At 42.0% G+C, this 14360-nt stretch carries 13 protein-coding genes and 1 tRNA gene; 5 read left to right on the top strand and 9 right to left on the bottom strand.

Annotation, left to right across the window (positions count from 1 at the left end; genetic code table 11):
* Positions 1 to 76: 76 nt before the first annotated feature.
* The 3 genes from AB0756_RS24830 to AB0756_RS24820 all read right to left on the bottom strand — a co-directional run bounded on the left by AB0756_RS24830 (position 77) and on the right by AB0756_RS24820 (position 2416).
* A complete protein-coding gene (locus AB0756_RS24830; RefSeq protein ID WP_038072897.1) occupies positions 77 to 1294 on the bottom strand; it encodes a hypothetical protein in 1218 nt (405 codons plus the stop codon).
* 553 nt (positions 1295 to 1847) lie between these two features.
* Entirely contained in the window at positions 1848 to 2261 is a 414-nt protein-coding gene (locus AB0756_RS24825; protein ID WP_038072895.1) for a cytochrome P450, read from the bottom strand.
* Positions 2258 to 2416 (bottom strand): hypothetical protein, encoded by a 159-nt coding sequence (locus AB0756_RS24820; protein WP_153021435.1) that lies wholly within the window; start codon positions 2414 to 2416, stop codon positions 2258 to 2260. The genes AB0756_RS24825 and AB0756_RS24820 overlap by 4 nt, the downstream gene beginning before the upstream one ends.
* Before the next feature lie 117 nt (positions 2417 to 2533).
* Between AB0756_RS24820 and AB0756_RS24815 the strand changes: the two genes are divergently transcribed.
* Positions 2534 to 3187 carry a TetR/AcrR family transcriptional regulator gene (locus AB0756_RS24815; RefSeq protein ID WP_038072893.1) on the top strand — a complete coding sequence of 218 codons (654 nt, stop codon included), beginning with the start codon at positions 2534 to 2536 and terminating at the stop codon, positions 3185 to 3187.
* A gap of 130 nt (positions 3188 to 3317) precedes the next feature.
* On the opposite strand, the gene AB0756_RS24810 is transcribed toward AB0756_RS24815, so the two are convergent.
* From AB0756_RS24810 to AB0756_RS24795, 4 genes are all read right to left on the bottom strand, one after another.
* Positions 3318 to 3390, bottom strand: a tRNA-Arg gene (locus AB0756_RS24810).
* Positions 3391 to 3499: 109 nt separating this feature from the next.
* Positions 3500 to 4762 carry a murein hydrolase activator EnvC family protein gene (locus AB0756_RS24805; protein WP_237265965.1) on the bottom strand — a complete coding sequence of 421 codons (1263 nt, stop codon included), beginning with the start codon at positions 4760 to 4762 and terminating at the stop codon, positions 3500 to 3502.
* Positions 4701 to 4901 carry a hypothetical protein gene (locus AB0756_RS24800; RefSeq protein WP_167844578.1) on the bottom strand — a complete coding sequence of 67 codons (201 nt, stop codon included), beginning with the start codon at positions 4899 to 4901 and terminating at the stop codon, positions 4701 to 4703. The genes AB0756_RS24805 and AB0756_RS24800 overlap by 62 nt, the downstream gene beginning before the upstream one ends.
* A 95-nt stretch (positions 4902 to 4996) precedes the next feature.
* A complete protein-coding gene (locus AB0756_RS24795; RefSeq protein ID WP_082051888.1) occupies positions 4997 to 5173 on the bottom strand; it encodes a D-glutamate cyclase family protein in 177 nt (58 codons plus the stop codon).
* Positions 5174 to 5408: 235 nt separating this feature from the next.
* Here AB0756_RS24795 and AB0756_RS24790 point away from each other — a divergent pair, with 235 nt between their 5' ends.
* Together AB0756_RS24790 and AB0756_RS24785 are read left to right on the top strand one after the other, a co-directional pair.
* Positions 5409 to 6326 carry a DUF4351 domain-containing protein gene (locus AB0756_RS24790; RefSeq protein ID WP_038072885.1) on the top strand — a complete coding sequence of 306 codons (918 nt, stop codon included), beginning with the start codon at positions 5409 to 5411 and terminating at the stop codon, positions 6324 to 6326.
* Positions 6327 to 6357: 31 nt separating this feature from the next.
* Complete coding sequence (locus tag AB0756_RS24785) at positions 6358 to 6495, top strand: hypothetical protein (RefSeq protein WP_153021436.1); 138 nt, start codon at positions 6358 to 6360, stop codon at positions 6493 to 6495.
* A 655-nt stretch (positions 6496 to 7150) separates the two neighbouring features.
* On the opposite strand, the gene bla is transcribed toward AB0756_RS24785, so the two are convergent.
* Positions 7151 to 8122, bottom strand: coding sequence for a class A beta-lactamase (gene bla / locus AB0756_RS24780; RefSeq protein WP_038072877.1), 972 nt, complete (start codon positions 8120 to 8122; stop codon positions 7151 to 7153).
* A gap of 445 nt (positions 8123 to 8567) precedes the next feature.
* Between bla and AB0756_RS24775 the strand changes: the two genes are divergently transcribed.
* On the top strand, positions 8568 to 10523 hold the full coding sequence (locus AB0756_RS24775) for a sensor histidine kinase (RefSeq protein ID WP_050046696.1): 1956 nt from the start codon (positions 8568 to 8570) through the stop codon (positions 10521 to 10523).
* Positions 10520 to 11290 carry a DUF928 domain-containing protein gene (locus tag AB0756_RS24770; protein ID WP_038072876.1) on the top strand — a complete coding sequence of 257 codons (771 nt, stop codon included), beginning with the start codon at positions 10520 to 10522 and terminating at the stop codon, positions 11288 to 11290. Before AB0756_RS24775 ends, AB0756_RS24770 begins: the two co-directional genes overlap by 4 nt.
* A 328-nt stretch (positions 11291 to 11618) precedes the next feature.
* On the opposite strand, the gene AB0756_RS24765 is transcribed toward AB0756_RS24770, so the two are convergent.
* Positions 11619 to 14342 carry a CHAT domain-containing protein gene (locus AB0756_RS24765; protein WP_038072925.1) on the bottom strand — a complete coding sequence of 908 codons (2724 nt, stop codon included), beginning with the start codon at positions 14340 to 14342 and terminating at the stop codon, positions 11619 to 11621.
* Between the last annotated feature and the right edge of the window lie 18 nt (positions 14343 to 14360).

The raw sequence follows: 14360 nt of genomic DNA, 5'->3' as shown, positions 1-14360 counted from the left end.
GATATAAATGTTGCTGTTTGATTTAGGGGGTAGTATGGAACGTTTCTACAGGCGCTATTCGCGATCGTGGTTGCAATTAATAGTCACTAGATTCTATCCATAAATTCTGCGATGGCTCAAAATCATTCTTTACAAACTCAAGCTTCGTTCCGTTCACACTCATTTTGATAACACCGCCTTGATTGAGAATAGCAATAAATTCGCGATCGCTTGTCCACATCACATCGTATACATAATTTAACAGCGATCGCTCGAACACGCGTACAACATTAGTAGCGCTTGGTTTTTTAGTATCAAAGCACCACAATTGACCGCTACCATCAATAGCAAGGAGATAGCGACTGTTCGGACTAAGGTCAGACAACCGCGTCCATTCCACCCATGCGGTTTCATTCCTGCGCGAGCTGCGTTTTACGCCACTGTAACCAAAATCTGTAGCGCTAAACGTTTCGTTAAGCGAACGTGCCGATCTTAATGCGACTCCCTCCATAGTTTCTAAAATGAGAGTTTCTCCATCAAGAGAGAAAAACATTTGTGAGTTTCTCAGATTGGTCTTTTGTGCAATAATTTTTAAGGTATCGGGTTTAAACTTGATAAGATTTCCACTATTTCCACCAAAAGCTATTAAAATGCTTTGGTCGCTCGGATCGGGAGCAATACCACTGAGAAATTCGATACCAAGACGATTTAAATCTGCTTTAGTCAGCAGTTTTTTGACTGTACCCGACTCATCCAAAATAGCGATCGCATCGCTCGACCAGGCAATAATTTGCCCCGATTTCAACCAAATTAAGTCATGAAAAAACCAATCATCTTGTACCGAAGCAGATTTTACAGTACTTGGCTCTGGAAAATCTTGAATTGGTTGAACGGGCTTACCCGATTTTGTATCGAAAAACATAAAAGTTTTACCATTGCTAGTAATGCCACGTTTGCCATCCGGACTGATAGCAACAGCGCGACCAAACCCCTTGATATCCCAGAGTTTGCGCCCCTCCATGTCTCTAGCGACAATAAACTCCTTCCATGCAACGCAAAATCCTCCATTGAGCGCGTGAATGCGAAAATCTCCTTTAACTGATGAATGTGTAAACTTGAGATTTTCGTCCTTAATAATGTAGTACTCGTTATTCTCATCATTTTGAGCGAGGGCAATTTGCTGTTTGTCTGCAAATGGAATTGAAGCGATGGAACTTATATCAAGGTTGAAAAATATAATTGCAATGGCTACAAGCATGACAATTCCAAACCATTGAATGAGCAATTTCGTTTTGCCACAAGCATTTCTTGTCATTTTTCAATATATTTAATTTCGTATAAATAATAACCATTAATAAAAAGGCTCGTAACAGTATTTATACTGAAGAAGCAATCCAAGCTATTTGTTGCAAGGGAAATGAATTTATTGAAGATGAAGTATGGTGGGCAGTCACTGCCCAACCAGTACTTAAAATTTGTTACGGTTTGGAACTGCCACATACCAATTCAAACCTGCTAAAAAATTCAGCAGTTGCAGTATAAAACACAGCACGATCGCTCTTACCACAACAAATCGTTGATTAAACCGTAAAAACTAGCAAAGTCAATTTTGCTCATCGCGCTTATGCAGCGAATTTTTTCGTATGTGCGGTTAACACCTGAGGAAGCAAGCACTTTGATCGGTGCGAGGAGCACTACAATCCAGGGATGAAACTTGTAGTGCAGGACGCGAAATCCGGTGTAGCAGCACTTAAGAAAATTTGGGCAAATTGTAATTGGTTCCATAAAGATGCAAGCTTAAATAATTGGATTTCAAACGCTCGATATAAAAAAAGTATAATCATCGAACGTTGATGAATTTGAACGATCTAGGCTTTTTTCAGTAAGACTTGAACGCCATGTTTGGGACGCAGGGTAATTGAGGGTTGAAGTTCAATCTCTCGCTCTGACACAAGCTCTAATTGAAATGCTTGAGCGATTGTTGTCAGAATTAAAACTGCTTCCATCAGGGCAAAACTTTTACCGATACAGATGCGCGGACCATCACCAAAAGGAAAATAAACACCGCGTGGCAATCGCTTCTCGAGATCGTCCTCCCATCGCTCTGGGTTAAATACTTCTGGATTGCTAAAATAGCGCGGATCTCGATGCATAACCCATTGACTTGCAATCAGGGTGCAACCTTTCGGGATCGAGTATCCACCAATTTCACAATCTCTAGTTGCTTCCCGACTCACATCTGTAACTGGTGGGTAAAGCCGCATTGCCTCTTTGATAATCATTTGAGCAAACAAATGAGCCGATCTTCAATGCGAAATGAAACAATCTCTCCGAATTGACGGGCGCATCGAGTTATAAACCCCAACGGGTCTTGACTGTATTCTGCAAGCACTCGGTTTTCTTCAGCACCAGATAGTGTGGGCAGATCCTGACTCATTGCAATTTTCTCCTTAAAAAAGTTTTTCAAGCGACATTGATTTGCTTAAAATATGAGTATCGCTCGTGTTTTTATAATATGAGGATTACTCATGTTTTGTCAAGGAAGAATACATAAATGACCGCGAACTTACCCAAACCGTCTGGAATGCGACGACAACCAAGACAAGCTCGCAGCCAAGAACGGGTCAACCAGATTTTAGATGTGGCTGAACAGATGTTTATTGCAGAAGGATATAATGCCACCACAACAAACGCGATCGCCGCTCGTGCTAAAGTGGCGATCGGTTCGCTTTACCAGTTTTTTCCTGACAAAGCAGCAATTTTGCGAGCCTTAGCAACGCGCTACACCGAAAAACTGCACCAATACTTAGTAGCGCTAGATAGTTCTGAAATGGCAAATCTGCCTTTATCAACCTATGTTGACCGGATGATTGATGCAGTGGATCGATTTTTTACCGATTATCCTGGCTATCATGCGATCTATATGCAGGTGCAAGGAATCATACCAGAACTAGAGGAGATTGAGAACGCCGCCGATACCAAACTCATTCAAGATTTAGCAACTTCCTTATCTGGGCGAGATTCAAATTTAGACCGTGCCGATTGTGAGACAATTGCATTTGTGCTCGTGAAAGCGATCGGTACACTGTTATGGTTATCTCTGAGCCAAGAACAGCTATTCCGCCAGCGTCTTCTAGGAGAAACTAAACGGTTAGTGTTTAACTACCTGCAAAGCTATTTTCCTGATAGTGAAATGTTACAGCAATAAAATTAGCGCATCAACTAATCGGTGCTAAAACATCTTCCTCGATCGCACCAAAACTTAATTTGTTTATACAGATAGTAATCTGTCAATGCGGACAAATAATGTGGCAAAAGACGATCGATCGTCGTCAGAACGAGCGTGGAGGGATTTGAACCCCCGACCAACAGAACCGGAATCTGTTGCTCTATCCACTGAGCTACACGCCCACAATTTTTTTTAATATAGCATTTTTCTGTTAACTGTGTATGTAATTTAAGATTGTTAAAAGGTTTGTAGTTGCGCTGTCTTCGCATACGGCGCAACTACGAACCTAGGTTAAAGGAAATTCATGGGGTTAACTGGCGTACCATTTTTTCTCACTTCAAAGTGGAGGTGCGGACCGGTGGATAATCCCGTAGAACCAACAGCCGCGATCGCCTGTCCTCGCTCTACTGTTTGTCCTTCGGAAACAAACAATTCGCTGGTATGACCGTAAAGAGTTGTAATCCCATTGCCGTGGTTAATAATCACAGCCCGACCGTAACCACCATACCATCCAGCAAAAATCACCGTTCCCGAATCAGCAGCACGAATTGTACTGCCATAGCTAGCAGCAAAATCTAACCCAGCGTGAAAGCGACGATAACCAAGCACCGGATGCATCCGCCATCCAAAAGGACTGCTTGTCGGAGCAGAACTGGGATAAGCAAAAATACCTGTTCCCCGAATAATCACGCTGTTACGGCTGTTTGTTTTCAGTCTCTCTTCTTCCTCTGCAACCTTTTGCTGAATTAAGGATTTCAATGCCTGAGAATCTCTCTCAAGCTGACTTTCGGCGGCGGCTAGAGCTAAGCGATCGCTACTCAGACGTTGTATTAATTCCTCCTGTAACTGTGCTTGTGTTTGATAATCAGCTTTTTGGGCATAGAGTTGTTGGCGAATTAAGCCTATTTCATTTCTTTGCTCTTCTACCTGTATTTTTTGAGCGTTCAGCCGATTGGCTTGTTTCGTCAGTTTTGCCAGAACTTGTTGGTCGGCTTTATAAACTAACTTCAACTGACGGCGACGATCTAAAAAATCATTCAGGTCTTGGCTTTGCAGCAAAACGCCCCATCCTTGGCTCAAACGATTCCGTTGGAGAAAGCGCAAACGAGCAATAGTTGCTTCCTGACGTTGTTGATAGGAAACCTCAGCAGTCGCTAGATCCGCTTGTAATTGCTGTAGTCTTTGAATCGCTCTTTGCAATCGAAATTCACTATCTTGAATTTGAACATCAGTTGTTTGCAGGTTTTGTTCCAAACCGTTGAGGCGGTTTTGTGCGGCTTCTTGTAAATTATTCAAGCGCTGGCGTTCTTGGGTGACGCTTTGACGCTGTTGGTCAACCATTTGTTGCTGCTGGCGCAGCGTGTTAATTGTATAAGTTGCTTCTGTAGTGGCTGCATCACTTTGTACTGGAATAAATATCAAGCTAATGCATAAAATGCAGAAAACGGCAAGAATAAATATAAATTGACAGATACGCTCCTCCCCACACCCCTTAGAAAGTAGAAGGGGAGAGCAAGGATATGTCAGGTGTTTTTTGGGTAATGGCACTCTCATGCTGTTGACCGAGCCAGAAAATGGCTGCAAACATCAGGTGTATTGTTCCCAAAATATTGTCTAATCTTTCATTAGGTGAATTTTGATGGGGGGCTGTCAAATAAAAAATGTTCCAAATCTCTTGTGATGCGGTGCTCACAGCCCGCCAATTATCTTGGACAGGCGAGGACGCCCATCCCACAAGATGGATAATGATTTCTTGAACATTTCTGAGCGATCGCGGACTTTATGACTCTAAATAGAAAGCTCCTCGTCCTTTAAATCGCTGACAAACATATGTCCTGGTGCATAGCTAATAGCGAATTCAGGCTTTGCTTGAAGAATTGCAGTTTGAGTCGTAACCCCACAAGCCCAAAAAACACGAACTTCAGTATCCCGAAGAGTAACCGCATAGCCAATAAAGTTTTTCATTTGTTAGGAATTTCAACCCACAAGCTTCACACGTGTGGTTTTGCTGTTTTAAAGCTGAGGTTTCACTGTCACAGAGATATATTTGAACCAAGTGCATTTAAAGATTTTAACAAGTGGTCTAAGTTCGACAAAAAGGTTTATAAAAATTTTTCAGCGAAAATTCTTGGATTTAAATGCTATTATTTGAGGTACTTTTCTTCTTCAAGAAGCTACACAACTTCTCATAGTTTGTTAAATGATAGACCACGACAGATTATTTAAAGAACTTCTTTCAACATTTTTTATTGAATTTATCGAATTATTTTTTCCCCAGATTGCCAGTACAATTGACCGGGAATCGATTCATTTTCTTCCCCAGGAGTATTTTGCAGATTTGACATCAGGTGAAGATAAAATCATTGATTTGTTAGTAGAAGTCAAGCAAGCAGGTGAAGATGTAGGTTTTTTACTTCATGTCGAGGCTCAATCGTATACGGAAACAGAGTTTGCTCGTCGTATGTTTTTTTACTTTTCGCGATTGTATCAAAAGTATCTACAACGTGTATATCCTATCGTCGTGTTTTCCTTTAATGAACCTCGTCGTGAAGAAGTGCATCAACATACGGTAGAGTTTACTGATTTGAAGGTGTTAGAGTTTAACTTTGCTTCAATTCAACTAAATCGCTTAAATTGGCGAGACTTTGTGCGACAGCCTAACCCTGTAGCAGCAGCCTTAATGGCGAAAATGCAAATTCAACCAGAAGAGCGACCAAGAGTGAAAGCTGAATGTTTGCGGCTACTAGCGACATTGCGATTAGATCCAGCAAGAACACGATTAATTTCTGGATTTGTCGATACATATTTGGAACTGAATACTCAAGAGGAGCAAAGGTTTCAGGAAGAAATTGGTAAACTGAAAGAACAAGACAAAGAGGGAATTATGGAAATTGTTACTAGTTGGGAAAGACGAGCAACATTACAGGCAACACAATCTCTTGTCCTTAAATTACTTAATCGGCGAGTAGGACAACTGCCAGAAACAATCACACAGCAAGTTGAAAATTTATCCGTACAGGAACTAGAAGCGTTGGGGGAAGCACTACTTGATTTTACAAGTCTTGCTGACATTGAAACTTGGCTGACAGGGGTTCGTAAACTTTATGACTCTAAATAGAACACTCCGTACTCGTCGAATACCTTGAGCTATGGCACCGAGCAAATATCTAGAACGTGGTGATTGGCGTGGAGTTCTCTGCCGGAGTTTTGAGGGGGCGATACGCTCGGTACAGCTTGCGCCTGGCGATCGCTTTATGACAAACGGATCGATTTCGCCCAACCTCTAGCGCTATCATAGCAGCGTTAGCGAATACTTTCATAATTAACTTTAAGGTATGTAACTGTGCATAAAAAACTTGAGGAACTAATAAATCTATGTAGAAAACCCACCATTTAGCTACTTAGAACGGCACTTTTGTGTAGACAAGAATTTTCTGAAGCTGAGAGTAATTTCATTACATATATGGCTGGATTTTCTCATTACGAATTTGCAGAAAGTTTATTTTCAGATTTTAATTTATCTTTCTTAGAAAATACCTCTATATTTTTTGATAGAAAAATAATAAGTTTCACTTCAAAATTTTATTAAATGACCAATCTCATTACTGTAATATCAATGTGAAAACTGTTTTCAGCAGAGTCACAGCGTGTATTTTTGTAAACACATCGGAAAAATCTTTCCATAATCTGTCGCTTTATCAATTTCAACACCGAGCCGAGCTATATCAATTACTAAAAAGTATATATTGGTATGTTATAGATGCCATACAGCCTGAAAAAGTTACAGATTTTCTACACAAAATTAAAGCCGATTTCAAATTAATGCAATATGCAGGTACAAAGCATGACTATCTTCAAGAAATACTACCTGAGATTGAGATAATGGTATTAGAAAATATTAGAAAGTCTTTCCAATAGTGTGTTTGAAGTGTCATTTTACATTCATTTGCTCCATTCGTCCCAGGCGGCTTTCGCCAATTTTGCGATGACTTCTTCGCGGATTGCATTGGTTGCCTGAGAATCAGAAACAAAAACTGCGATCGCCAGATGTTGTCCGTTCGGCAGTGTCACGATTCCCACATCATTGGTTGCAGCCGTCACGCCATTGACGGTAGCTGAAGTCCCCGTTTTGTGCGCTACAACTGTTCCCTTAGGTAACAGTCCTTTAATACGGTTTGGACCTGTCGAAGTCTCTATCATCCATTGCCGCAGTAAGGCTTGAGTGGATTTTGAAAGCCCTCGCCCTTTGTGGAAAGCACGTAATAAATTAACGGCTGCATCCGGCGTTGCATAATTACGATACTGCAATGCTCGATCTTTCCCGAACTGGATCTCGTTCTCTGTGTTTGCGACAACAATGTCATTGACGTCAAGATTGCGTAAATACTCCGTGACACGCTGTGGTTTACCGATGAGTCGTAACAGCACATCACAAGCCGTACTATCACTTTCAGAAACCATGTACTTTAAGAGTTCAGCCAGACGGAATTCCTTCCCTTGCGAATTCTTCTCTAGAATCCGACTGTCCCGAACAATATCGCTAGCCGCAACCCGAATCTTCTGGTCTAACTTTAGGTTTCCTTGGTCTACTTGAGCCAAAACCGCCATCGCAATTGGAAACTTATAAACGCTTTGCATCGGAAATCGCCGATCTCCATTCAGAGATACTGACTCTCCAGTTTCGACCACTGTGGCTGTCATCCCCACCCGCCCTTGAGCCGCATGGGAGATTTGTTCAATGAGATCGCGCAATTTGTTGCTGCGAGGGGTGTTGGCGGTTGTGACTTCGCTCGGCGTACTTGTTTGACTGTTTGAGGTATCTTTGCTGTTGCTGGAATTAATCTCTGTGCAACCAACACTCAGTAGAAACAAGCAAAAGGTGTAAAGCCAAGCTTTTTTAACCACTTGAAACATATCTCTTGAATTAGAATCGCGAACCGCTAGAGCTACACTCGCCGAGCGCTCAATTTCGGAATTCTTCTGAGAAATCGATCGTTTCAGCTAACAAGGAACGAACTGTCATCCTTTCTCAAAATCAGGTGATTTTGTTGAGTGAGTTGTGCATACCATCTAGGCTCGATTACATTTGTTCCCGTAGGTTCAATAATTAAGGCGGCTCCGGTAATGCGATCGCCTTTACGCTCTCATAATGCATTCGTCGCCACCGTCGTTCCCATCTTGACTGCTGCATCGTTGTAGCGTTCCTTATTTACTCGTTACCGATCGCTGGTCACTGATTTCTAAATTAATGCTAAAAAGCTTTATCTTGCCTGGTATAAACTAGAAATTAGGTAAAAAATAAGGAACTACGCATTTAAATTGAAATTGCAGCAAGAAAGTTAGGATTAATCAGTTAGGAATGTGGAACAAGATCGAGCAACAAGCGAAGATTTGGCGAACCGCAGCTTTACCAGGATTGGTTGTGGTGGGCTGTATTGCTATTGCTCGGCTAACTGGTTCTCTCCAAATTCTGGAGTGGATAGCGTTTGATAAATTTCTGCAACTGCGTCCGGTAGAAGCACCAGATGGGCTAATTACCATTGTTGGTATAAATGAAACGGATATTAAAGCTGTTGGAAAATATCCCATTCCAGATCGCGATCTCGCTAAATTATTACAAATTATCCAAAGTCATAGACCTAGAGCAATTGGGTTGGATCTTTTTCGCGACTTGAACAGCGCTCCAGACCGAGTTAAATTAGGCACACTTTTAAGAAGTAATTCCAACATAATTGGTATTGAAGCTGCTTTAGCTTCTCAATCGGATCTCAGAGTGAAACCACCCCCAGAGTTACCTTCTCATCGGGTTGCCCTTGCTGATATTATTCTCGATGATGATGGTAAATTACGACGAGGGTTGCTCTCTAGTAGAGTTGACGACGGTAGAATCAAATACTCTCTTCCTTTACTTCTTGCACAGATGTATTTGCGATCGCAAGGAATCGCAATTAAACATGGGACTCGTGCTGACAATCCCATTCAATTTGGTGATACTCAATTACCCCGCTTTGAAACAAACACTGGTAGCTATGTAGGAGCAAACGCTGGAGGTAACCAAATCTTGCTGAATTTTTACAGCCATCCACATCCTTTTTCAATCGTTTCTCTGACAGATGTTTTTACAGGAAAAGTCAAGCCGGAGTTAATTCGCGATCGCATTGTCATTGTTGGAATGACTGCTTCTAACAGTGTCAATGATACATTTATGACCTCAGCAACCAAAAGTACCTTGCTGACGGATGCAATAGGAAACTCAAAGCAGTACCAGTTGATTTATGGAGTTGAGTATTTAGCGCACGCCACCAGTCAAATTATTAACGCAGTTCTCAAACACAGACCGCACCTCCATACATGGTCAGAGGTTTGGGAATACCTTTGGATTTTTGCATGGGGATTGTTGGGTATCATTTTAGGTTTGCTGCTGCAATCTCCTTGGAAGACTCTTTTAACGTTAGCTCTTTGCAGCCTTTGTTTAATAGGAATATGCTACGGGCTGATAATTTTAAGCTGGTGGGTTCCTATAGTACCTACTTTGTTAGCATTGTGTGCTGCTGGCTTGACGACTTCATTATTCGATCGAGATTCCCGAATTCTGTTAGAACAGCGTAGTTTAACTCTGAAGCGCACCTATGATGCTGTGCATAACGGTCCGTTACAAACCATCGCTGCTATATTGAGAAGTCTTGATGAAGAACCGTCATATACTAAGATGCGATCGCAACTACAGTCACTCAATCAGGAATTACGCTCGGTTTACGAGTTAATGAATAAAGAACTGTCAACAGGTAATAATCGTTACATTCAAGCCTCTATTTCAGAATTGCTATATGAAGTCTATGATAATACGCTAAAGCGAGAATTACCGGGTTTTGATTCCATCAAGACTTACATTCCACCTGATTTTAGCCCGCTCCAAGACTGTACTCTCACTGCCGAGCAAAAGCAAGGTTTGTGTATTTTTATGGAAGAAGCTTTGTGTAATGTCGGTAAACACGCACTCGACGCAAGCTGCTTGGATGTCGTTTGTACGCGTTCGTCCTTGGCTCAAGGCGTACCCCACTTATCGCCAAACCTTTACACCCTACAAATTATTGATAATGGAATTAACTCTATTCCCAACGAAAACCCTAAAAGCGGTCGAGGTACATACCGAGCTAAAGAGTTGGCGAGGTCTTTAGGAGGCAAATTTCAGAGGCGATCGCACGTACCCCAAGGAGTTATCTGTGAATTAACTTGGAGAGAAATCACACCATGGTGGCGATTGCTTTTCCGCAAGACGAATTCAAAAACTTCCAAAGGAAACTCAAAGCCATGATACAAGAGGTAACATTCAAAAAACAAGTGACTGCTGGGTTAATGGCAGGCATTTTTTTTGGGCTTTCGCTGATACCTGTTACAGTACTAGCAGATGACAGAACGCCACCTGACGATCGAGCACCTTCGAGTGGTAGATCGTCCGGCGGTAGGGGATGCGGGACACCAGAGCTATCCGCACAGTCAAACGTGTCAGCACTCATCCTACTAGCTCCAAACGGATACCCCAGACAAACTGTTTCCACTCGTCCAAAATTTGCTTGGTTTGTACGCGATACTGGTTCTATGGCAGCCGAATTCAGGTTATACGAACGGGAAAACGGTACATCTCCTCAAAACGGGAATCGCTTCAAGTTAGTCACGGAGATTAAAGACGACAACTTTAAGACTGCTCCAGGCATTACGGTGCTATCACTAACCCAATCCTATCCAGAACTAACAGTAGGTAAGCAATATCGCTGGCAAGTAGAGATCGTTTGCGATCCCAGCCGTCCTTCCAGTAATATCTTTGCAACATCCGATATTGAAATCGTACCAACACCACTAAATTTAAAGACTCAATTGGAGCGTGCAAAGACTTCCCTTGAACGCGCAACCCTGTACGAACAGGCAAATCTTTGGTATGACCTTTTGGGAGTTACTTTCACTTCTGAGAGTAACGACGCCAAGCTAAAAACTATTCGGTTATCTCTACTTGACAAAATTGGCGAGAATGATAAAGAATGGCAAATGCTACGAAACAGTGAAATTTATCTCATTCAAAGATAATGCAAAAAATAGTCGTGGTTTAACTGCAGTGAATACAAACGCTCAAATTATTCAGTCAATATGGCTGCGTACGTACTAACTACAGTGGCTTGTCCTTTTGCCAGAGTGGGTAAGATAGCCACAACTTTATGTACTAAAGGCTTCAGATCTGCCAATTGGTAGGATGGTGCCTGTAAAACAATTACAGTGATATTGAATTGTGGTAGATTCCTGACGGGGCGACAAATTACGATCGACCGTGATGAAAACATCAAACTCTGTTTGTGCAAGGGTAAGAAGTTGACCATTCTTAATTCCAGCCCACCCCATCTACGGAACTGTTTTCACTTCACAGCCAACTTCCCACCAAAATTAACGCCGCCCAATAACCGGGATGGCTGCGATCGCCTCGATGTTCCTGAAGCCAAATTTTTTGAGCAGATTGCAGCGCTTTTGCTCGACTCATTCCCTGTCCCAGAAAGCGATAAAACTGAGTAATTAGTTGAGCGGTAGACTCATCGTCCACTTGCCAAAGAGAAGCAACAACACTGCGTGCGCCTGCTTGGAGCGAAATCCCAGCAATACCCAAAGCATCGCGATCGCTACCTGCTGCAGTTTCACAAGCTGTTAGTGTTAATAAATCCAATGATTTGTCTCGATACACCTCCTGAATAATTTGATAAAGTTGATTCATAGTTAGCTTTTCATTATAGTTATAAGTTCCAAGTTTTAAGTTTTGATTTAATGCGTCCTTGTCTCCCATATACTTTTTACCAGTTACTAAAAAAGTGTCTTGTGAATCGATGCCAAATTTCCCGTGAGTTGCTAGATGGATAATCGGAAAAGGATTTTTCGTGAGTTCTTGTTTTAAGCGTTCGAGAGTGAAAGCATCATCAATTAATCCTTTACTACCGGGAAGGATAGTTGTGATGCTATCAATTTCCGACTTGACATAATTTAATGGTTCAAAAAAGGTTGGTCCCTCAACTACAGAAGGTTTCGTCAAACCAAAACCTAAAACTTGTAGAGATTTTCTGTTAAGTTGGGCTGGATCGACTAAGGTGAGACTCAGGGTACTGGCAATGGCATACTGCTCAACTAAAAATTGATTGCCATCATAAAGTGCTGCCATTGGAATACTGCGGAGAATTCCATCTTGAATGAAGACCAAAGTTTCAATTTGTGCTTGTTGTAAGTATTTGGCGAAGGGATGAATGAGCCAGTCGTAGACTTGCTGTGATTTTTCTTGATAGGTATTTGCTAAATCAGAGCGCTTTTCAAGCTTGAGACGTAGTTGGTTGACGGTTGTAATTACGTCCTGACTTGTTGCTGGTATCCAATACACGTGTGATTGAAAGCTTTTATCTTGATTTAGTAGAGTTAGGATGACTGCAACTCTGTTTTTAAGAATCATGGTGCTGATGACAGCTGTTTTTTCATCAATTAGGGTGACGGGTTTTACGATCGCTTCTAAGGAACAATCATCCCCAAGATAATTTTGTAGTTCTGCCAAACGCAAACTATCAATTGTTTCTAGAGCAGACTCAATGGATTTGTGATTTTTTTCATCACCCCATTTTCCATTTTCTCTATCTCCCTGTGCTTGCTCTAGGTACAATTCAGTTAATTCACGATAAATAGGTTCAACAGTGTCACGGAAATCAAATTGGAAATCGCGTCCAGCGATCGCTAAATCTCCCCTAATTTCTTTTAAAGTCTTAACTGAGCTTTTATAGAACGCGATCGCCTCTTTAGTTCTTGAAAGCGCTTGTAAAATTCGCCCTGCTTGCCAATCCCACAGATAACGGCTCTCCTGCATTCCTGCAACCAATTGTGCTTGTTGCGTTAGTTGCAATGCAAGAGGATAGTTTTGACGACATTCATATACGTGTCCTAAACGACCCAATGCAAAGGATACAGATTGTTGGTCTTTCAAGCGTTGAGCGATCGCAATGGCTTGCTGGAGTAGCTCTACTGTTTCAAAAGGCACATTTGTACTTAAACAGCGAGTTGCTGAAACAGCATCCGAAGTTGCAGGAGGTAAGCTCAGGAGTTGATATAAACTAGCCAACCGAATGGCTGCATAAGCTTTATCGCGGGAATCTGGTAGCCGCTTTAAGACATTCAACGCTTGCTGTAGAGTGCTGCCTAAAGAAACGTCTGTGCGACTCCGATGATAGGGTATGAATAGGTTGAGTAGCGATCGCAGTTCATTTATCGGCTCGTTATGTCTGCGAGCAAGGGCAATGCTCTTTTCAAAGAAGGCGATCGCTTTGCTATCCCAATCATTGGCATTGCGAGCAAATTTTTCCACTGCCATTTTATCGGCTGCTTGTTTGGCAAACTGAAGTCGGCGATAATCGCGTTTAGCAAGGCTAGTGTAGGTGTTTCCCAAACCAGTTAACGCAGAGATAACGTGCAATTTGTAATCATTATAATCCACTACTGTCAATACTTTTTCAAAATATTTAATAGCTTGTTCGTAATCGCCCTGCAAACGGTGAGCATTACCCAAGCTACCCAAGGCGGTGACTTCTGAGAGTGTATCTGAATGGTTGCGGGCGATGTTCAAAGCAGTTTCTTTGATGCAGTTTGGGTCTACCTTACTGTCGCCACATAACAGAGCGATCGCTTTGCGCTGCTGTCCCAAGCTACTGTATACCTGAGCAAGTTCTGCGAGCATTCTTCCTAGCTGTAGACTCGCGCCAACTTTTTGATAGTGGGCTATGAGTTGATTGAGAGTCGCGATCGCTCGATCTATCCGACCAACTTGTTGATAAGCTCGTACCAAGTACTTTAAAACTGTCACCGTATCTTCAGATTTTTGTTGGGAATTGCTGCTTAAAGCTGCTTCCCAAAGCGAAATTGCTCCTTGAAAGTCTCCGGTTCTATAGAAATTTAACCCTTGTTGCATTAAGTGTTTCCAATCGAGCGATCGAGCAATTACCACTCCACCAAGTTGTATTTGCCTAAATGTCAGGGAAACTTGACCCAAACACAAGCAGATGGTAAAGCTACAGAGAAAGAAAAGGTTCAGCAGGCGGCTAGTTTTCAAACACTGGTGTAAGCCCATGCAAACCTCCAACACCCA

The sequence above is a fragment of the Tolypothrix campylonemoides VB511288_2 genome (genome assembly GCF_045999855.1).
Classification (GTDB): domain Bacteria; phylum Cyanobacteriota; class Cyanobacteriia; order Cyanobacteriales; family Nostocaceae; genus Scytonema; species Scytonema bouteillei_A.
The sequence above is the reverse complement of the archived record's forward strand: the minus strand, read 5'-3'. Positions and strand labels throughout refer to the sequence as shown.

Coding starts and splice junctions, on each gene's coding strand:
- AB0756_RS24790 (WP_038072885.1), top strand. CDS start 5,409: ATGATAGACCACGACAGATTATTTAAAGAACTTCTTTCAACATTTTTT.
- bla (WP_038072877.1), bottom strand. CDS start 8,122: ATGTTTCAAGTGGTTAAAAAAGCTTGGCTTTACACCTTTTGCTTGTTT.
- AB0756_RS24815 (WP_038072893.1), top strand. CDS start 2,534: ATGACCGCGAACTTACCCAAACCGTCTGGAATGCGACGACAACCAAGA.
- AB0756_RS24765 (WP_038072925.1), bottom strand. CDS start 14,342: ATGGGCTTACACCAGTGTTTGAAAACTAGCCGCCTGCTGAACCTTTTC.
- AB0756_RS24805 (WP_237265965.1), bottom strand. CDS start 4,762: ATGAGAGTGCCATTACCCAAAAAACACCTGACATATCCTTGCTCTCCC.
- AB0756_RS24770 (WP_038072876.1), top strand. CDS start 10,520: ATGATACAAGAGGTAACATTCAAAAAACAAGTGACTGCTGGGTTAATG.
- AB0756_RS24775 (WP_050046696.1), top strand. CDS start 8,568: ATGTGGAACAAGATCGAGCAACAAGCGAAGATTTGGCGAACCGCAGCT.
- AB0756_RS24825 (WP_038072895.1), bottom strand. CDS start 2,261: ATGATTATCAAAGAGGCAATGCGGCTTTACCCACCAGTTACAGATGTG.
- AB0756_RS24795 (WP_082051888.1), bottom strand. CDS start 5,173: ATGAAAAACTTTATTGGCTATGCGGTTACTCTTCGGGATACTGAAGTT.
- AB0756_RS24820 (WP_153021435.1), bottom strand. CDS start 2,416: ATGAGTCAGGATCTGCCCACACTATCTGGTGCTGAAGAAAACCGAGTG.
- AB0756_RS24785 (WP_153021436.1), top strand. CDS start 6,358: ATGGCACCGAGCAAATATCTAGAACGTGGTGATTGGCGTGGAGTTCTC.
- AB0756_RS24830 (WP_038072897.1), bottom strand. CDS start 1,294: ATGACAAGAAATGCTTGTGGCAAAACGAAATTGCTCATTCAATGGTTT.